This window comes from Citrobacter sp. Cpo061 (assembly GCF_030332845.1).
GTDB classification, from domain to species: domain Bacteria; phylum Pseudomonadota; class Gammaproteobacteria; order Enterobacterales; family Enterobacteriaceae; genus Citrobacter; species Citrobacter portucalensis.
Genome location: NZ_JAOWHB010000050.1, coordinates 610,608 through 627,505 on the forward strand (window position 1 = coordinate 610,608; position 16,898 = coordinate 627,505).

Annotated in this window: 18 protein-coding genes and 1 riboswitch; of the genes, 9 read left to right on the forward strand and 9 right to left on the reverse strand. The window is 54.2% G+C overall.

Annotated elements, in window-relative coordinates:
* Nucleotides 1-68 precede the first annotated feature (68 nt).
* A riboswitch (molybdenum cofactor riboswitch) is annotated at nucleotides 69-214 on the forward strand.
* The 6 genes from moaA (at nucleotide 202) to OGX97_RS17805 (ending at nucleotide 3,649) form a co-directional block, all read left to right on the forward strand.
* Nucleotides 202-1,191, forward strand: a complete 990-nt coding sequence (gene moaA / locus OGX97_RS17780) for a GTP 3',8-cyclase MoaA (protein WP_032934386.1) — start codon at nucleotides 202-204, stop codon at nucleotides 1,189-1,191. It overlaps the preceding riboswitch by 13 nt.
* A gap of 19 nt (nucleotides 1,192-1,210) precedes the next feature.
* Nucleotides 1,211-1,723, forward strand: coding sequence for a molybdenum cofactor biosynthesis protein B (gene moaB / locus OGX97_RS17785; protein WP_003035187.1), 513 nt, complete (start codon nucleotides 1,211-1,213; stop codon nucleotides 1,721-1,723).
* A 2-nt stretch (nucleotides 1,724-1,725) separates the two neighbouring features.
* Nucleotides 1,726-2,211, forward strand: a complete 486-nt coding sequence (gene moaC / locus OGX97_RS17790) for a cyclic pyranopterin monophosphate synthase MoaC (protein ID WP_185229069.1) — start codon at nucleotides 1,726-1,728, stop codon at nucleotides 2,209-2,211.
* On the forward strand, nucleotides 2,204-2,449 hold the full coding sequence (gene moaD, locus OGX97_RS17795) for a molybdopterin synthase sulfur carrier subunit (protein WP_003831530.1): 246 nt from the start codon (nucleotides 2,204-2,206) through the stop codon (nucleotides 2,447-2,449). Before moaC ends, moaD begins: the two co-directional genes overlap by 8 nt.
* A gap of 1 nt (nucleotide 2,450) precedes the next feature.
* Entirely contained in the window at nucleotides 2,451-2,903 is a 453-nt protein-coding gene (gene moaE / locus OGX97_RS17800) for a molybdopterin synthase catalytic subunit MoaE (protein WP_008784190.1), read from the forward strand.
* 41 nt (nucleotides 2,904-2,944) lie between these two features.
* On the forward strand, nucleotides 2,945-3,649 hold the full coding sequence (locus OGX97_RS17805) for a Bax inhibitor-1/YccA family protein (RefSeq protein ID WP_003831536.1): 705 nt from the start codon (nucleotides 2,945-2,947) through the stop codon (nucleotides 3,647-3,649).
* A 100-nt stretch (nucleotides 3,650-3,749) separates the two neighbouring features.
* Here the strand turns inward: OGX97_RS17805 and OGX97_RS17810 are convergent, their stop codons facing one another.
* Genes OGX97_RS17810 through OGX97_RS17820 form a run of 3 tightly spaced genes read right to left on the reverse strand, consistent with a single transcriptional unit; the run spans nucleotide 3,750 to nucleotide 6,711 of the window.
* Nucleotides 3,750-4,712, reverse strand: coding sequence for a lysylphosphatidylglycerol synthase domain-containing protein (locus tag OGX97_RS17810; protein ID WP_235124515.1), 963 nt, complete (start codon nucleotides 4,710-4,712; stop codon nucleotides 3,750-3,752).
* Nucleotides 4,712-5,953, reverse strand: coding sequence for a cardiolipin synthase ClsB (gene clsB, locus OGX97_RS17815; RefSeq protein ID WP_032942766.1), 1,242 nt, complete (start codon nucleotides 5,951-5,953; stop codon nucleotides 4,712-4,714). The genes OGX97_RS17810 and clsB overlap by 1 nt, the downstream gene beginning before the upstream one ends.
* The gene (locus OGX97_RS17820) at nucleotides 5,950-6,711 is read right to left on the reverse strand and encodes an endonuclease/exonuclease/phosphatase family protein (protein WP_060682509.1); all 762 of its coding nucleotides are present in this window, start codon (nucleotides 6,709-6,711) and stop codon (nucleotides 5,950-5,952) included. Before OGX97_RS17820 ends, clsB begins: the two co-directional genes overlap by 4 nt.
* 131 nt (nucleotides 6,712-6,842) lie before the next feature.
* On the opposite strand from OGX97_RS17820, the gene OGX97_RS17825 reads away from it, so the two are divergent.
* Entirely contained in the window at nucleotides 6,843-7,253 is a 411-nt protein-coding gene (locus tag OGX97_RS17825) for a YbhQ family protein (RefSeq protein ID WP_003831542.1), read from the forward strand.
* Here the strand turns inward: OGX97_RS17825 and OGX97_RS17830 are convergent.
* From OGX97_RS17830 to cecR, 5 genes are all read right to left on the reverse strand, one after another.
* Entirely contained in the window at nucleotides 7,215-8,321 is a 1,107-nt protein-coding gene (locus OGX97_RS17830; RefSeq protein ID WP_008784194.1) for an ABC transporter permease, read from the reverse strand. The two genes, OGX97_RS17825 and OGX97_RS17830, sit on opposite strands and share 39 nt — an antisense overlap.
* Nucleotides 8,322-8,435: 114 nt before the next feature.
* Entirely contained in the window at nucleotides 8,436-9,569 is a 1,134-nt protein-coding gene (locus tag OGX97_RS17835) for an ABC transporter permease (protein ID WP_003831545.1), read from the reverse strand.
* A complete protein-coding gene (locus OGX97_RS17840) occupies nucleotides 9,562-11,298 on the reverse strand; it encodes an ATP-binding cassette domain-containing protein (RefSeq protein ID WP_279850461.1) in 1,737 nt (578 codons plus the stop codon). Before OGX97_RS17840 ends, OGX97_RS17835 begins: the two co-directional genes overlap by 8 nt.
* Nucleotides 11,291-12,286, reverse strand: a complete 996-nt coding sequence (hlyD, locus tag OGX97_RS17845) for a secretion protein HlyD (protein WP_008784196.1) — start codon at nucleotides 12,284-12,286, stop codon at nucleotides 11,291-11,293. The genes OGX97_RS17840 and hlyD overlap by 8 nt, the downstream gene beginning before the upstream one ends.
* The gene (gene cecR, locus OGX97_RS17850; protein WP_003831550.1) at nucleotides 12,283-12,960 is read right to left on the reverse strand and encodes a transcriptional regulator CecR; all 678 of its coding nucleotides are present in this window, start codon (nucleotides 12,958-12,960) and stop codon (nucleotides 12,283-12,285) included. The genes hlyD and cecR overlap by 4 nt, the downstream gene beginning before the upstream one ends.
* Before the next feature lie 221 nt (nucleotides 12,961-13,181).
* On the opposite strand from cecR, the gene rhlE reads away from it, so the two are divergent.
* Nucleotides 13,182-14,528, forward strand: coding sequence for an ATP-dependent RNA helicase RhlE (gene rhlE, locus OGX97_RS17855; protein ID WP_279850462.1), 1,347 nt, complete (start codon nucleotides 13,182-13,184; stop codon nucleotides 14,526-14,528).
* Nucleotides 14,529-14,596: 68 nt separating this feature from the next.
* Here the strand turns inward: rhlE and OGX97_RS17860 are convergent, their stop codons facing one another.
* A complete protein-coding gene (locus OGX97_RS17860) occupies nucleotides 14,597-15,331 on the reverse strand; it encodes a GntR family transcriptional regulator (protein ID WP_003831553.1) in 735 nt (244 codons plus the stop codon).
* 202 nt (nucleotides 15,332-15,533) lie between these two features.
* On the opposite strand from OGX97_RS17860, the gene OGX97_RS17865 reads away from it, so the two are divergent.
* Nucleotides 15,534-16,886, forward strand: coding sequence for a class-II fumarase/aspartase family protein (locus tag OGX97_RS17865; protein ID WP_279850463.1), 1,353 nt, complete (start codon nucleotides 15,534-15,536; stop codon nucleotides 16,884-16,886).
* The last annotated feature ends 12 nt before the right edge of the window (nucleotides 16,887-16,898 follow it).

The window sequence follows — 16,898 nt, forward strand, 5'->3', positions numbered from 1 at the left end:
GGCATAACCACAAAGTACTCTTAAAAATTTGAGTTGCCGTAAGCCAACGCATCTGCAACTCGAAGTATGATGAGTATAAACACTCTAGCCTCTGCACCTGGGTCAAATGATACGGTGCTTTGGCCGTGACAAGACTTGAAAAAGTTTGTCACCAGGGCGCAGGAAGAAATGACTACGTCTCCCGTATTTGGAAAGGTGTACATGGGCTCTCAACTTACCGATGCTTTCGCACGTAAGTTTTACTACTTACGTTTGTCGATTACCGATGTGTGTAACTTTCGTTGCACCTACTGCCTGCCGGATGGCTATAAGCCCGGCGGGGTCACCAATAACGGCTTTTTAACCGTTGATGAAATTCGCCGTGTCACGCGTGCGTTCGCCAGTCTGGGAACGGAAAAAGTGCGTCTGACGGGGGGCGAACCTTCACTGCGTCGCGACTTCACTGACATTATCGCCGCCGTGCGCGAAAACGACGCCATTCGCCAGATTGCGGTAACCACCAATGGTTATCGTCTGGCGCGCGATGCCGCCGCCTGGCGCGATGCCGGACTGACCGCGCTCAACGTCAGCGTCGACAGCCTCGACGCCCGTCAGTTTCACGCCATTACCGGACAGGACAAGTTTCAGCAGGTGATGGCGGGCATTGATGCCGCCTTTGATGCCGGTTTTGAAAAAGTGAAAGTCAACACCGTGCTGATGCGCGACGTAAACCATCATCAACTGGACACCTTCCTGGCGTGGATCCAACCTCGACCAATCCAACTGCGTTTTATTGAACTGATGGAAACGGGCGAGGGCAGCTCTCTCTTCCGTAAACACCATATTTCCGGACAGGTACTGCGCGATGAGCTGCTGCGTCGCGGCTGGATCCACCAGATCCGACAGCGTAGCGACGGCCCGGCTCAGGTTTTCTGTCATCCTGATTATGTTGGCGAAATTGGTCTGATCATGCCTTATGAGAAAGACTTCTGCGCCACCTGTAATCGTCTGCGCGTTTCCTCTGTCGGCAAGCTTCATCTGTGTTTATTTGGTGAAGGCGGCGTAAGCCTGCGTGATTTGCTGGAAGACGATGCTCAGCAACCGGCGCTGGAAGAACGTATTTCAGCCGCGCTGCTGGAGAAAAAGCAGACCCATTTCCTGCATCAGAACAATACCGGTATTACGCAAAACTTATCTTACATTGGCGGCTGATCGCTAAAAGGAGTTTTTCATGAGTCAGGTAAGCGCTGAATTTATCCCGACACGCATTGCTATTCTTACTGTTTCTAACCGTCGCGGCGAAGAAGATGACACCTCCGGCCATTATCTGCGTGACTCGGCGCAAGAAGCGGGTCATCAGATTGTCGATAAGGCGATTGTCAAAGAGAACCGCTACGCCATCCGCGCCCAGGTTTCTGCCTGGATTGCCAGTGACGATGTACAGGTGGTGCTCATTACCGGTGGCACTGGTTTAACCGAAGGGGACCAGGCGCCGGAAGCGCTGCAACCTCTTTTCGACAGAGAAGTCGAAGGGTTTGGCGAAGTATTCCGTATGCTGTCGTTTGAAGAGATTGGCACCGCGACGCTGCAATCCCGCGCGATTGCCGGGGTGGCCAATAAAACGCTGATTTTTGCCATGCCGGGTTCGACCAAAGCGTGTCGTACTGCCTGGGAAAATATCATTGCGCCGCAGCTTGATGCCCGTACGCGTCCGTGTAATTTCCACCCACATTTGAAGAAATAAGTATGTCGCAACTGACTCATATTAACGCCGCTGGCGAAGCGCATATGGTGGATGTCTCCGCCAAAGCGGAAACCGTACGCGAGGCACGTGCAGAAGCATTCGTAACCATGCTTAGCGAAACGCTGGCGATGATCATCGACGGCAGTCACCATAAGGGGGACGTTTTCGCCACGGCGCGTATTGCCGGTATTCAGGCCGCCAAACGCACCTGGGATCTTATCCCGCTTTGTCACCCACTGATGCTGAGCAAGGTCGAAGTCAATCTTCACGCCGAACCGGAGCACAATCGCGTACGTATTGAAACGCTGTGTCGCCTGACCGGTAAAACCGGCGTTGAAATGGAAGCGTTAACGGCAGCCTCCGTGGCGGCGTTGACCATCTACGATATGTGCAAAGCGGTGCAAAAGGATATGGTGATTGGTCCGGTGCGTTTGCTGGCAAAAAGCGGCGGCAAATCGGGTGATTTTAAGGTGGATGCACATGATTAAGGTTCTTTTCTTTGCTCAGGTACGGGAACTGGTGAACACCGATGCGTTAGAAGTTGCCGCCGAGTTTGCAACGGTAGAAGCGCTGCGCAAGCATCTGGCGGCGCAAAGCGATCGCTGGGCGCTGGCGCTGGAAGACGGCAAGCTGCTGGCGGCGGTGAATCAGACGCTGGTCAGTTTTGACCATCCTCTTAACGCGGGTGATGAAGTCGCTTTCTTCCCGCCGGTAACCGGAGGCTAAAATGGCTGAAACGCGAATTGTTGTTGGCCATGCGCCGTTCAGCGTCGGGGATGAGTATCCCTGGCTGGCAGAGCGCGATGAAGACGGCGCGGTAGTCACTTTCACCGGTAAAGTGCGCAATCACAATCTCGGTGACAGCGTTAAGGCGTTAACGCTGGAACACTATCCGGGAATGACCGAAAAAGCGCTGGCGGAGATTGTCGACGAAGCGCGTTCGCGTTGGCCGCTGGGTCGGGTGACGGTGATCCATCGCATTGGCGAACTGTGGCCGGGTGACGAAATCGTTTTTGTTGGCGTGACCAGCGCGCATCGCAGCAGCGCGTTTGATGCCGGGCAGTTCATTATGGATTACCTGAAAACCCGCGCGCCGTTCTGGAAGCGCGAGGCCACGCCGGAAGGTGAGCGCTGGGTTGATGCCCGCGACAGTGATAAGCTAGCAGCAAAACGCTGGTAGAGTACAATTGTTGTAGGCTCATACTGATTCAGGAGATTGTCATGGACCGATTCCCACGATCCGATTCTATTGTACAGGCCCGTTCCGGCCTGCAAACGTATATGGCGCAGGTGTACGGCTGGATGACCTGCGGACTGTTGCTGACGGCGTTTATCGCCTGGTATGCGGCAAATACGCCCGCGGTGATGATGTTTGTCTTCTCCAGCAAAATCACCTTCTTTGGCCTGATCATCGCTCAACTGGCGCTGGTGTTTGTTCTGTCCGGCATGGTGCAAAGGCTGAGCGCGGGTATGGCGACCACGCTGTTTATGCTCTATTCGGCATTAACCGGGTTGACGCTATCAAGCATCTTTATTGTCTATACCTACTCGTCTATCGCCAGCACCTTCGTGGTCACTGGCGGGATGTTCGGGATCATGAGTTTGTATGGCTACACCACCAAGCGCGATCTGAGCGGCTTCGGCAATATGCTGTTTATGGCGCTGATCGGTATTGTGCTGGCTTCGCTGGTTAACTTCTGGCTGAAGAGCGAAGCGCTGATGTGGGCGGTGACCTATATCGGGGTGATAGTGTTTGTCGGTCTGACCGCCTATGACACGCAGAAGCTGAAAAATATCGGTGAGCAGATCGACCTGCGAGACAGCTCCAATCTGCGTAAATACGCGATTCTTGGGGCCTTAACGCTGTATCTGGACTTCATCAACCTGTTCCTGATGCTGCTGCGTATTTTCGGCAATCGTCGTTAATTGTCTGTTGCCGGATGGCGCTGCGCTTATCCGGCCTACAGTTGTGTATCGAAAGTAGGCCGGATAAGGCGTTAAGCCGCATCCGGCACTATAAGCACCATCATTTCGCCATCGCCTTCTCGTTTTTTACCCGCAGCTTTTTCGCCCGACTCTCCAGCAGCAAATAACACACCAGCGCCAGCAGTAGCGGAATAAAATAGTACAGCACGCGATACGCGAGCAGCGCGGCAATGATCGTGCCCTGAGACGTGTCCTCTCCTGCCAGCAGCGCCATAAACACCGCCTCCAGCACGCCAATTCCCGCCGGAATATGCACAATAACCCCGGCAATACTGCTCACCAGCAGCACGCCAAGCACGAAGAAATAGTTAATATTCTGACCCAGCAACAACCAGATAATCGCCCCCATAACCATCCAGTTAGTCCCGGATATCGCCATCTGCGCGAGGGCAAATTTCCAGGAGGGGAGCACCAGCTTTTGGCCCTTGATGGTGATGTGACGATGTTTAGCGAAGGTGCAAAACCACAGATAAACAACAATAATCAGCAGCAGCGCTATGCCTAAAATGCGCAATGTGCCTTCATCGATATACCAGTGAGCGGGCAGTTCGACGACGCCGAAGGTAAATATAAAACCGCCCAGCAGAATATAGCCCAGCCAGTTAGTGGTAATGCTCAGCGAAAAAATCCGCGTTATTGTGCCCCCCGGCAACCCGAGACGCGAGTAGAGCCGATATCGCATCCCAATACCGCCCACCCAGGTGCTTAACGTCAGGTTGAACGCGTAACAGATAAACGACACCAGCATGACCTGGCGTTTTGCCAGCTTGTGCCCGCAGTAGTAGCGCCCGAGCAGATCATAACAACCGTAAAGTAAATAACTGACGATCACCAACCCCACGGCGCTGAGCAGGGCGATCCGGTTGTAATCGCGAATTACCGTCCACACTTCCTGCCAGTTGACTTTGCTGGCATAAACGACCAGCAACACGATCACCGCAATAAAAAATAACCATGTGAGGATCTTTTTCGCTAACCGCCAGCGTCGGTGATTTTTTGCCATCAGGTTTTCCCTCCTGCATCCTCAGTTTGTATACGGTCCTGAGTTTCCAGAGCGGGCTGCGCGGGCGGCTCTACCTCGGCCAGATGCGGGGTATGCGCCGGAAGCCAGCCGACCAGCGCCGGGAAGTGGCGTAAAAAGTGGAAGGCCAACACGCTTTTAGTCAGGTTCCACCAGGTGCGTTTTGGCAGCATGGATTCATCAACCCGTTTGCAGTCCTGCGCAATAATAGGGTTCAGGTTGTCGCGCAGGGTCTGGTTAAACGTGCGGTCATGAATAATCAGATTCGCTTCCAGATTCAGTGACAGGCTCAGCGGATCAAGATTGCTGGAGCCCACCGTCGCCCAGTGATCGTCCATCAGCGCCACTTTGCCATGCAGAGGTTTACGGCGGTATTCGTAGACATGGACGCCACCTTTAACCAGATAGTTGTACAGCAGGCGGGCACCCACTTTCACAATCGGCATATCCGGTTCACCCTGCACAATGAGTTTTACCCGAACGCCGCGTCGTGCTGCTTTACGCAGGGCATGCAGCAGGCGATAACCGGGAAAGAAATAGGCATTGGCAATGATCACTTCCCGTCGGGCCTGGGTCAGCATTTTAAGATAATGGCGTTCAATATCATCGCGATGCTCTTCGTTATCGCGCCAGACAAACAGCGCCTGCGCTTCGCCGGGGCGATGATTGTCGATTGCCCGGTGATGACGTCGCCACCAGCGTCGTACGGCGCTTTGCCCGGGCAGGTTTTCCAGTACAAAGTTCAGAATGTCAGCAACGACTGGACCTTCAACGCGCACGGCGTAATCCTGCTTGGCCTCCGGGCCGTAATCCGACATATGTTCAGCGGAGTAATTGATGCCGCCGACAAAGGCAACACGGTCATCAATGACCACTATTTTTCGATGCATACGGCGAAAGAGATTGGTGCGCATTCCAAAAAGACGCGGACGCGGATCGTAGTAGCGGAAAACAACACCGGCTACGGTCAGCTCTTCAACAAAACTGTCGCTCAGATCCGGCGAGCCGTAGCCATCCAGCAGCACCTCTGCTTTGATTCCTCGTCGGGCGGCTTCGAGCAACGCGGCATGCAGCTGTTTTCCTACCGCATCTTCAAACCAGATAAAAGTCTCAAGGATAATTTTTTGCTGTGCCTGCTCAATGGCGTCAAAGACGGCGGGGTAGAATTGATCGCCGTTTTCCAGCAGTTGAATTTGATTGCCTTCACGCCAGCCATATTTCATAAATGAATCTCCGCACTCAGGGGGGCATGATCGGACAAATGTCGCCAGTGACGCAGCGCAAGCGTCGTTGGGGTACTGGCATTCGCGTTTTTCACATAGATCCTGTCCAGGCGCAGCAGGGGAAACTGCACTGGAAACGTTCGCGCCGGGCGACCGTGGGCGCGGGTAAAAATCTCGTCAAGGCCAGCTTTGGCTTTCAACGGGCGATTGGCCGTTTGCCGCCAGTCGTTAAAATCTCCAGCAATCACCACGGGCTCCGCGTTGGGCAGGGCGTTAACCCAGTCTGCCAGCATCGAGAGCTGGGCCTGGCGGTGAGCTTCACGTAGGCCGAGATGCACACACATCACATGAATGGGGTGGGAGAGCATTGGCGGTACAATGCGGCAGTAAAGGACTCCGCGCTTTTCACTCGCGCCGACTGACACATCACGGTTTTCATAATGCTCAATGGGATACCGCGACAACACCGCATTACCGTGATGTCCTTGCGGGTACACGGCGTTACGCCCGTAGGCGAAGTCGCTCCACATCGTGTCCGCCAGAAATTCGTAGTGGCTGGTATCCGGCCAGTTCTCAATGTGCAGCGAATGCGCTTCGTGCGCTCCCATGACTTCCTGCAGACACACAATGTCTGCGCCGACGGTTCTTACGGCTTCCCGTAGCTCAGGCAAAATAAAACGCCGGTTGAAGGCAGTGAACCCTTTGTGAGTATTAATGGTGAGCACATTGAATGAAAATTGAACTCTCGATCCGCTCATGGACCTCCCGGTGGCGTCACTTCCTAAATAAAATAGTGTAGTCGTCGTCACAAAAAGATGCGGTGTTACGGAATTTTCCGTAAAGTCCGGTACTCTGAACAATTAGTCGAAAATCCTTCAGGAGAATAGCCATGAGGTGGCAACAACGTGTTCGTGTCGCAACGGGTCTAAGTTGCTGGCAGATAGTGTTGCATTTACTGGTAGTGGCGTTGCTGGTAATGGGCTGGATGAGCGGCAGACTGGTGCATGTCGGCCTGGGATTGTGCGTCGTGTACGGCGTTACCGTTTTATTGATGCTTGCATTGCAACGTCACCACGAACAGCGCTGGCGCGACGTGGCTGATGTGCTGGAAGAGTTGACCACGACGTGGTATTTCGGTGCCGCCATGATAGTGCTGTGGCTGCTGTCACGCGTGCTGCAAAACAACGTCTTGCTGGCACTGGCGGGGCTGGTCATCCTTGCCGGACCCGCCGTGGTCTCGCTGCTGGCGAAAGACAAAAAGCTACATCACCTTGCGTCTAAACATCGCATACGCCGCTGATCCGGTCGTGGCCGCTATCACTAATAGCGGCCACAAGCTTCCCCAGACAATCTGCAGACTCGCATCTTTCAGGTAAATCTGTTTCGTGATGTCCGTAAAATGGCGGATCGGGTTTATCCACGTCAGATTCTGCAACCAGACCGGCATGTTTTCGACAGGTGAGACATAGCCCGAGAGTAAAATCGCCGGCATCATAAACACAAACACCCCGATAAACGCCTGCTGCTGGGTGGCGCACAGTGACGAAATCAGCAGACCAAAGCCGACCAGCGACAGCCCGTAAATCACCATTGTGAAATAGAACAGCCCCAATGAACCGGCAAACGGAATGTGATAAGCCCAGATGCCGATCGCCAGCACAATGGTGGCCTGAAAAGTAGCCACAATTAGCGCGGGCACAGCTTTACCGATAAAAATCTGCCAGGTGGTAAGCGGGGAAACCAGCAGTTGATCCAGTGTGCCTTGCTCGCGCTCGCGGGCAACCGAGAGCGAGGTGACGATCATTACGCCGATGGTGGTGATCATGGCGATCAGCGACGGAACCACAAACCATTTGTAATCCAGATTCGGGTTATACCAGTTACGCACTACCAGCTCGCTGTTGTTCGGTTTCGGCTTGCCGTCCATCAGCTCCTGTTGATACTCCTTAACGATTTGCTGCAGGTAATTCGCGGCAATTTGCGCGCTGTTGGAGTTACGTCCGTCGAGGATAATCTGCATGGGAGCCTGCTGGAAGGTATCCAGATTACGCGAAAAGTTGGCCGGGAAACGCACCAGTAGCAGGGCTTTTTGCGTGTCGATGGTGGGCTGGATCTCCTGCGGGCTTTTCAACAGCAGAACATGCGTAAAGGCGCTGGCGCGGGCGAAGCGCTGGGTTAGCTCTACCGAATGTTTACCGTTGTCTTCGTTATAGATAGCGATAGTGGCGTTGGTGACTTCCAGCGTTGCCGCGAACGGGAACAGGATAACCTGAATCAGCACCGGTAAAATCAGAATGGCTCGCGTCTGCGGTTCGCGTAACAGCGATTGCAGCTCTTTGCGAATTAATGTCCATAAGCGATGAAACATGCCTGTCCTCTCAGTCCAGTTTGTAGGCCTGATAAGCTAAGCGCATCAGGCATAATGCCGGATGGCGACGTGAACGCCTTATCCGGCCTACGGCTACAATTTCCATACACGAATTTAATCCAGCCGACGTTTGGTTTTAAGCCACGTCAGGCCAATAAACATCACCGCCGAAGCGATTAAAAACAGCACGTTGATAATCAGCACCACCGGGATATTGCCCGCCAGGAACAGGCTTTGCAGGGTGCTGACGAAATAACGCGCCGGAATAATGTAGGTTACCGCCCGGATAATCGCGGGCATGCTGTCTATCTGGAAGATAAAACCCGACAGCATAATCGAGGGCAGGAAGGCGGCATTCAGCGCAACCTGCGCGGCGTTAAACTGGTTGCGAGTGATGGTGGAAATAAGCAACCCCATGCCGAGCGTACTGAGCAGAAACAGGCTGGTAATGAAAAACAGGATCAGCAACGAGCCACGGTAGGGCACGCCAAGAATAAACACCGACACCAGCATACACAGCAGCATCGCCAGCATGCCCAGAAAGTAATACGGGATTAGTTTGCACAGTAGGAGTTCGACGCGGGTGACTTCTGTCGACAGCAGCGCTTCCATGGTGCCGCGCTCCCATTCGCGCGCCACCACTAATGAGGTGAGGATGGCGCCAATGACCGTCATGATGATGGTGACCGCTCCGGGAATAATAAAGTGCTGGCTGATGGCCGCCGGGTTAAACCAGTAGCGGGTTTGCACGTCGATCAAAGGTTTGAACGATTCCCCGCGATCTTCTGCCCGCTGTTGCTGCCAGATTTGCCAGATGCCTTCGACATAACCCTGCACAAAGTTGGCGGTATTCGGTTCGCTGCCGTCGGTGATCACCTGGATCGGGGCGACATCGTTAGGTCGCGCCATTTGCTGGGCAAAATCCACTGGGATCACCACCAGACCGCGAATGCGCCCGGCCTGCATTTTCTCAATCAGTTCCTGACGATTATCGCTGATAGTGGCGTCAATATACGGCGAACCGGTCATGGTATGGGTAAAATCCAGCGCCTCTTCACTCTGCTGTTCGAGCAAAATCCCTACCCGCAGCTTGCTGGAGTCGAGGTTGATCCCGTAGCCGAAGATAAACAGCAGCAGCAGCGGGATCACCACAGCAATCAGCCAACTGCTGGGATCGCGGACGATCTGGCGCGTCTCTTTCACGCATAGCGCGCGGACGCGACGCCAGGAGAGAGCGGAGTTACTCATGCGTATGCTCCTTATCCCAGTCATTGATTAGCGTGATGAACGCCTGTTCCATGGTCGGGTCCGGCGTGTTGCTGTCGGCAGCCTGAGCCTTCAGGTCGTCTGGCGTACCGCTGGCTATCAGTTTGCCGCGATACACCAGCCCGATGCGATCGCAGTATTCTGCCTCATCCATAAAGTGGGTGGTCACCATCACCGTGACGCCTTTTTCTACCATGCTATTGATATGCAACCAGAACTCACGACGGGTGAGGGGATCGACCCCGGAAGTGGGTTCATCAAGGAACAGAATGTCGGGTTCATGCATCAGCGAGCAGGCCAGCGCCAGACGCTGCTTAAAGCCCAGCGGCAGTTCGTCGGTGGCGTGGGAAGCGATACTTTTCAGGCCAAATGCCTCGCTCATACGATCGATTTTCTCTTTCTGCGCCCGACCGCGCAGGCCGTAGACGCCGGAGAAAAAGCGCAGATTCTGTTCAACCGTCAGGTTACCGTACAGGGAGAATTTCTGCGCCATATAGCCCAGATGCTGACGCGCTTTGCCGGAGCTGACTTTCAGGTCCATATCCAGCACCAGCGCTTTGCCGGAGGTGGGGACCAGCAGACCGCACATCATTTTAAAGGTGGTGGATTTGCCAGCGCCGTTGGGTCCTAACAGACCAAAAATCTCGCCGCGCTGCACGGCAAAGTCTACGTGGTCGGTAGCGGCAAAATCGCCAAATTTCTTGGTCAGCGCTTTGGCTTCGATCACCGTTTCGCCTGGCGTGCCTTCCACGGTATGCAGGATAGCGCCCAGCGGGGATTCCGATGTTCCGGCTCCGCCGAGTAAATCGATAAAGGCATCTTCGAAGCGGGGTGCGGTTTCGTTGATGGTTATCTCCGGCATGCCGTCAGCGTTTTGGATCTGCTGAGCAGTAGCCTCTTTTTTCAGGATTAAACGGACGGATTTGCCCTGAATCATTCCGTCGCTGACCAGCGGCAGTTTTAACGCGCGTTGCAGCAGTCGGCGGTTGTTTTCCTGTGGACTGCTCATCAGGAAGCTGCGACCTGCCATGGTTTGCGTAAGCTGGGTGGGATCGCCCTGGTATAACAGTTCACCTTCGTTCATCAGCAGCACATCACGGCATTGCTCTGCTTCATCCAGATACGACGTACTCCAGAGGATCAGCATGCCGTCCCCGGCCAGCTCGTGGACCATTTGCCACAGTTCGCGACGGGAAATAGGATCGACACCTACGCCTGGCTCATCCAGCAGCAACACTTTGGGTTCGCCAACCAGCGTACAGGCAAGCCCGAGCTTCTGCTTCATGCCGCCAGAAAGCTTGCCAGCCAGTCGTCCGGTAAATGGTCCCAGCGAGGTGAATTCCAGAAGTCGGGCAAAGGTTTTTTCTCGCGCTTCACCGGTGACGCTGCGTAAGTCGGCATAGAGATTGAGGTTCTCCATGACGGTTAAATCTTCGTACAGACCAAATTTCTGCGGCATATAGCCCAGCACCGCATGTAGTGCGCTGTCGTCTTTGATGGGGTCAAAACCAATCACTTCAGCACTTCCGGCATCAGGTTTTAATAATCCCGCCAGCATTCGCATCAACGTAGTTTTGCCCGCGCCGTCCGGCCCGACAAGCCCGGTCACGTAGCCTGCATGAACGGTACAGTCGAGCGGGGCGACGGCCGGTTTTTCCATTCCGGCAAAGTTTTTCGTCAGCCCTTTAAGCGTAATGACGGCGTCATTCATGCCGTGCCTCATCGCCAAACTTTATCGTTACCGGCATTCCCTGACGCAGCGCATCGTCCGCGTCGGTCACCACAATTCGCAGGCGATAAACCAGGTCGGTACGCAGGTCAGGAGTCTCGACCGTTTTCGGGGTAAATTCGGCGGTAGGAGAAACGAAGCCGATTTTGCCGTGATACGGTTTGTCCGGGCGACCATCGGTATAGAGCAGGATCTCACGTCCTGGCTGCGCCTGGCTCAGATTTCGTTCGTCAACGTAAGCACGAACCCAAACCGGACGCGTGAGCGACAGCGTCAGTACCGTGCCCCCTTCGTTCAGCATGCTACCGGGTTCAACTGCACGGGTGAGAAGCGTGCCGTCAGACGGCGAGGTCAGCGTGGTGTCATGCAAATTCAGCTCTGCCTGTGCCAGCTCGGCCTGAGCTTGTTCGAGCGTGGCTTTTGCCTGCTCGATGTCCTGCACACGATTACCGCTGCGATATTGCGTGAGTTTATCCTGTGCGGATTTCAGCGAAGCTAACGCCTGATCGCGAGATGAACGGGCGTTTTCCAGATCGTTGGCTGAAATGGTGCGGCTTTTCCACAATCCGACCTGCCGATTGTAAAAGTTCTGCGCGTAATCATAGGCGGCCTGTGCCTGTTTGACTGCCGCCGCGGTTTGCGCGATCTCTTCTTCGCGATACCCTGCCAGCATCAGATCGTATTGTGCCTGTGCGGCGGCAACGTTGGCTTTTGCCTGCATCAATGCGTTTTCATACGGTGCGCGGTCCAGTTCACCCAGCACCTGACCGGCGGTAATCGCATCGCCTTCGTCAACCGCCAGCGAGGCCAGCCTGCCGCCGACACGAAAACTCAGGTTGACGCTACGGATATCGACATTGCCGTATAGCGTCAGGCCGTTATCTTGCCGACTCTGATACCACCACGTTCCACCGGCAATCACGGCAACGAGGGCCGCGATAACCAGCCCGAGAACGACAGGTTTTTTCATGACTCCAGACTCCTTTGCGTTAAACCTTGCAGAATAAGATCGATGTGACAGGTGATCGTTTGGTCAATCAGCGCGGTTTTATCCTCATCAAATTGTGACCAGCCTGTACGCAACAGAATGGTTTCTTTCCCCAGACGAAAAGCCAGCACCTCGCCGAGTATGGCGTGGGTGTGCAGAATCATTTGGGTATCATTGGCATCGCCGCCCGTATAGGCGGCAATCAGGCGCGTCAGATGTGTATGTAGCGGATTGATAACCTGGTCGTGCACCAGTTGATAAGCCGCGGTGGGGGAAAGCTGTTCGCGCGAGATAAATTTGCTCAGGTTAACGGTGTCGTCCTGAGTTAACAGCATGATCATATTTTTGCAGGCGCGCAGGATCAGTTCGCGCATCGCGCCACGGTCCGGCTCAGGCTGGGCGAATAAACGCTCGGCCTCTTCAGCGTGCGGGCGAAACTGTGCACCGATAAAATCCGCAATCCACTGGGCGCAGGCGAGATATAAATCCTCTTTTGAGCCAAAATAGTAGGTGATAGCCGCAATGTTTTGCCCGGCCTGTGCAGCGATATCGCGCGTCGTGGCGTGCAGACCATACTCACCGAATTGCGCCAATGCGGCGGCAATGAGCTGGTTCTTCGCCTGTTCACCTTTGGTTGTCATGGTGGGTGTATTCATGGCACGACTCTGATCTTAATCAATCGATTGATTAAGATTATGACTGATGTGCAGCCTTGTCCAGTCCGGAGCGTTATTTTCCAGTGAAGGGATAATTTATGCGGCACATCACAAAAACTGCTACACTCCGCCCCTTCATGACATTGTGGTTTTTGTCATCTCTATTGTATGTATCTCCCTGAAAACGACACCGGTAACGGTCAGGGCGGTTCGGAGTTGTTATGTCTTTTGATTCCCTTGGTTTAAACCCTGAAATTTTACGTGCCGTTGCCGAGCAGGGTTACCGTGAACCTACCCCTATTCAGCAGCAGGCTATTCCTGCCGTGCTGGAAGGCCGCGATCTGATGGCCAGCGCCCAGACCGGTACGGGGAAAACGGCAGGTTTTACCTTGCCGCTGTTGCAGCACCTGATCACCAATCAGCCGCATGGTAAAAGCCGTCGTCCGGTTCGTGCGCTGATCCTCACGCCAACCCGCGAACTGGCGGCCCAGATTGGCGAAAACGTCCGTGATTACAGTAAGTATCTGAATATTCGTTCGCTGGTGGTCTTCGGCGGCGTCAGCATTAACCCGCAGATGATGAAGCTGCGTGGCGGCGTAGATGTGCTGATCGCCACTCCGGGTCGTTTGCTCGATCTGGAACACCAGAATGCGGTGAAACTGGATCAGGTTGAGATCCTGGTACTGGATGAAGCTGACCGCATGCTGGATATGGGCTTTATTCACGATATTCGTCGCGTTCTGGCAAAACTGCCGGCAAAACGTCAGAACCTGTTGTTCTCGGCAACGTTCTCTGATGACATTAAATCGCTGGCCGAAAAACTGTTGCACAACCCGCTGGAAATCGAAGTGGCGCGTCGTAATACCGCGTCAGAGCAGGTTACTCAGCACGTTCATTTCGTTGATAAAAAACGTAAACGCGAACTACTGTCGCAGATGATTGGTCAGGGCAACTGGCAGCAGGTGCTGGTGTTTACCCGTACCAAACATGGCGCGAACCATCTGGCAGAGCAGCTGAATAAAGACGGCATCCGCAGTGCGGCTATCCACGGTAATAAATCTCAGGGTGCGCGTACGCGTGCGCTGGCTGATTTTAAATCCGGTGATATTCGCGTGCTGGTAGCGACCGATATTGCCGCGCGAGGTCTGGACATTGAAGAGTTACCGCACGTGGTGAACTACGAGCTGCCAAACGTCCCGGAAGACTACGTGCACCGCATTGGTCGTACCGGTCGTGCGGCCGCTACCGGCGAAGCGTTGTCTCTGGTGTGCGTCGATGAACACAAGCTGTTGCGTGACATCGAGAAGTTGCTGAAAAAAGAGATCCCGCGTATTGCAACGCCAGGCTATGAGCCAGACCCGTCCATTAAAGCTGAGCCGATCCAGAACGGTCGTCAGCAGCGTGGCGGCGGCGGTGGTCGTGGGCAGGGCGGAGCAGGGCGTGGACAGCAGCCGCGTCGTCAGGATGGCGGAGCGCCAAAAGCGAAGCCGCGTAATGGCGAAGGCAAACCGGCAGGTAACAAGCCTCGTCCACCGCGCCGTCCGCGCAAACCGTCTACAGCGCAGTAATTCACCTTGCTGTATGGCAGTATAAACATGCTATCCGGTCTACACACTGTGTAGGCCGGATAGGTCAATCACTCCCCCGAACTTTGCGATTTCAGCACGATTGAGCAGGTATATCGTCCTGCCGGGTGAATCGAAATCGTCGTCTCAAATACTTTCCCGTCCCTGTCCAGATAACGACGCACGATTCTCATTGCTGGTGAATCAGGTGCTACATTGAGAATCTTTGCCACCTTTTTGGGCACGCCGACAGCCGTAATGGTCTGATGCACCTCATGGCTTTTAATACCGTAATGGGTTTCGATCAAATCGCTGATTAACGAGTGTGGGTCGTCACGGATGTACGTACGCAGTTTGGCGTAATCCGTGCTGGCATAGCTGTCCGTCCAGCAGATTGGCGCGTCGGGGTTTTGCGCATCTTCGCGAGTGCTGGCAATGTGCAGCCAACGGGAACCTGGCGGGCAGCCAATCATCTGGGACAACTCTATGTCCGCCACAATCTCATCGATTTTCTTGATGACGCGCAGATTGTTTTTGGCCAGCAGCAACAGATCCTCAAGATGCGATAGCGGGTGATTGACGCCGTTAGCCTTAGGTTCGCAAACGCGAGTTCCCGCGCCTTTACGCCGTGATATCAGACCTTGCTCTGTTAATTCCCTTAACGCCTCACGCATGGTGTGGCGGCTGACCTGCCATGTTTCACACAGTTCCATTTCCGTAGGAAACAGCGAACCGGGGGCAAAGGTTCCCACCGCAATTTGCTGCGCCAGTTCACGTGCTATTCGCTTGTACAGAGATTCTTTCATCGCAGTTTCATCAAAATATTAGTGATCTTTATCACGAAAATTTGTACGGACTATTCCCTACATTTCTTATGAATACTATAAATGTCCGTACATTTAAATGTACGGACATTTGTTTATGTCTGGACATTGTGGCGGCATTTGAATATCCAACAAACTGCCGTAAACACGCATCTTATCATTATCAGATTTTCCAGGGGGATTTATGGCTTCGAATGTACTTGATTCTGTTCTGTTCAGGGACTCTTTCGGCACACCGGCGATGCGCGCTGTGTTTGACGATCGCGAGCTGGTGCGCAAATACGTGGAAGTGGAAGTGGCATTAGCCAAAGCCCAGGCACGCTGCGGTGTGATACCCGAGGCTGCGGCGCAGGAAATTGCAGAAAAATGTAATGCTGACACGCTCGATTTTGATTTATTGCGCCATGAAACCGAAATTGTGGGTTATCCGATCCTACCGCTGGTGCACCAGATTTCTAAACAGGCAGGCGAGTCCGGCGGTTATGTGCACTGGGGGGCAACCACTCAGGACATTATGGACACCGCAGTGGTTCTGCAAATTCGTGATGCTTTTGCGCTCATTGAGTCCGATATGGACAAACTCTGCGCCACGCTGGCCGATCTTTCACGCCGCTACCGTGATACGCCGATGGCCGGGAGAACCCATTTACAACAGGCTTTGCCCGTGACATTCGGTTACAAAGCGGCCATCTGGCTGGATATGTTTGAACGCCACGCGGAACGTCTTTCCCAAGCGCGTCCTCGTGTATTGGTCGGCGAATTTGCGGGGGCGGCCGGTACGCTGGCATCGCTGGGGGATAAAGGGCTGGCGGTACAAAAAGCGATGATGGAAGAGCTTGGGCTAAATGTCCCAACATCCACCTGGCACGTCGCGCGTGATGGTTTTGCCGAAGCGGTGAACCTGTTAGCGGTGATTACCGGGTCGCTGGGCAAGATTGCCTACGACGTAATGCTGCTGGCAGCAAACGAGTTTGGCGAACTGTATGAGCCGTTTGTTAAAGGGCGTGGCGCCAGCAGTACCATGCCGCAGAAACGCAACCCTATTTCCAGCGAGCTGATGCTGGCCTGTGCCAAAGGCGTTCGCCAACAGGCAGGGTTGATGCTTGATGCGATGGTGCAAGATCTGGAGCGTGCAACCGGGCCGTGGCATGCCGAATGGATTGCTATCCCAGAAAGTTTCGTGCTCAGCGCGGGGGCATTGCATCAGGCCAACTTTATGCTGGCGGGGCTGGTGGTTGATGAAGAGGCGATGAAACGTAACCTCGGTATGACCAACGGATTGATTGTGGCTGAGGCGGTCATGATGGGATTGGCCCCGTACATTGGTCGTCAGGATGCACATGACGTGGTGTACGACGCCTGCCGTATCGTCAACGAACAGGGTGGGCGATTGGCTGATGTGCTGAATGCGATGCCCTCTGTCTCTGAACGGCTGGACCCACAGTTGATTGAAAAACTGACCGACCCGGCAAATTACCTTGGAATGGCTCCGGCGATGGTGGATCAGGTATTAGCAAGATACATGTCGCGGAAATGAATGCTCTCGGGC

Excerpts from the sequence above, each read along its gene's own strand:
- moaA (WP_032934386.1), top strand. The coding sequence starts at position 202 with ATGGGCTCTCAACTTACCGATGCTTTCGCACGTAAGTTTTACTACTTA.
- moaB (WP_003035187.1), top strand. The coding sequence starts at position 1,211 with ATGAGTCAGGTAAGCGCTGAATTTATCCCGACACGCATTGCTATTCTT.
- moaC (WP_185229069.1), top strand. The coding sequence starts at position 1,726 with ATGTCGCAACTGACTCATATTAACGCCGCTGGCGAAGCGCATATGGTG.
- moaD (WP_003831530.1), top strand. The coding sequence starts at position 2,204 with ATGATTAAGGTTCTTTTCTTTGCTCAGGTACGGGAACTGGTGAACACC.
- moaE (WP_008784190.1), top strand. The coding sequence starts at position 2,451 with ATGGCTGAAACGCGAATTGTTGTTGGCCATGCGCCGTTCAGCGTCGGG.
- OGX97_RS17805 (WP_003831536.1), top strand. The coding sequence starts at position 2,945 with ATGGACCGATTCCCACGATCCGATTCTATTGTACAGGCCCGTTCCGGC.
- OGX97_RS17810 (WP_235124515.1), bottom strand. The coding sequence starts at position 4,712 with ATGGCAAAAAATCACCGACGCTGGCGGTTAGCGAAAAAGATCCTCACA.
- clsB (WP_032942766.1), bottom strand. The coding sequence starts at position 5,953 with ATGAAATATGGCTGGCGTGAAGGCAATCAAATTCAACTGCTGGAAAAC.
- OGX97_RS17820 (WP_060682509.1), bottom strand. The coding sequence starts at position 6,711 with ATGAGCGGATCGAGAGTTCAATTTTCATTCAATGTGCTCACCATTAAT.
- OGX97_RS17825 (WP_003831542.1), top strand. The coding sequence starts at position 6,843 with ATGAGGTGGCAACAACGTGTTCGTGTCGCAACGGGTCTAAGTTGCTGG.
- OGX97_RS17830 (WP_008784194.1), bottom strand. The coding sequence starts at position 8,321 with ATGTTTCATCGCTTATGGACATTAATTCGCAAAGAGCTGCAATCGCTG.
- OGX97_RS17835 (WP_003831545.1), bottom strand. The coding sequence starts at position 9,569 with ATGAGTAACTCCGCTCTCTCCTGGCGTCGCGTCCGCGCGCTATGCGTG.
- OGX97_RS17840 (WP_279850461.1), bottom strand. The coding sequence starts at position 11,298 with ATGAATGACGCCGTCATTACGCTTAAAGGGCTGACGAAAAACTTTGCC.
- hlyD (WP_008784196.1), bottom strand. The coding sequence starts at position 12,286 with ATGAAAAAACCTGTCGTTCTCGGGCTGGTTATCGCGGCCCTCGTTGCC.
- cecR (WP_003831550.1), bottom strand. The coding sequence starts at position 12,960 with ATGAATACACCCACCATGACAACCAAAGGTGAACAGGCGAAGAACCAG.
- rhlE (WP_279850462.1), top strand. The coding sequence starts at position 13,182 with ATGTCTTTTGATTCCCTTGGTTTAAACCCTGAAATTTTACGTGCCGTT.
- OGX97_RS17860 (WP_003831553.1), bottom strand. The coding sequence starts at position 15,331 with ATGAAAGAATCTCTGTACAAGCGAATAGCACGTGAACTGGCGCAGCAA.
- OGX97_RS17865 (WP_279850463.1), top strand. The coding sequence starts at position 15,534 with ATGGCTTCGAATGTACTTGATTCTGTTCTGTTCAGGGACTCTTTCGGC.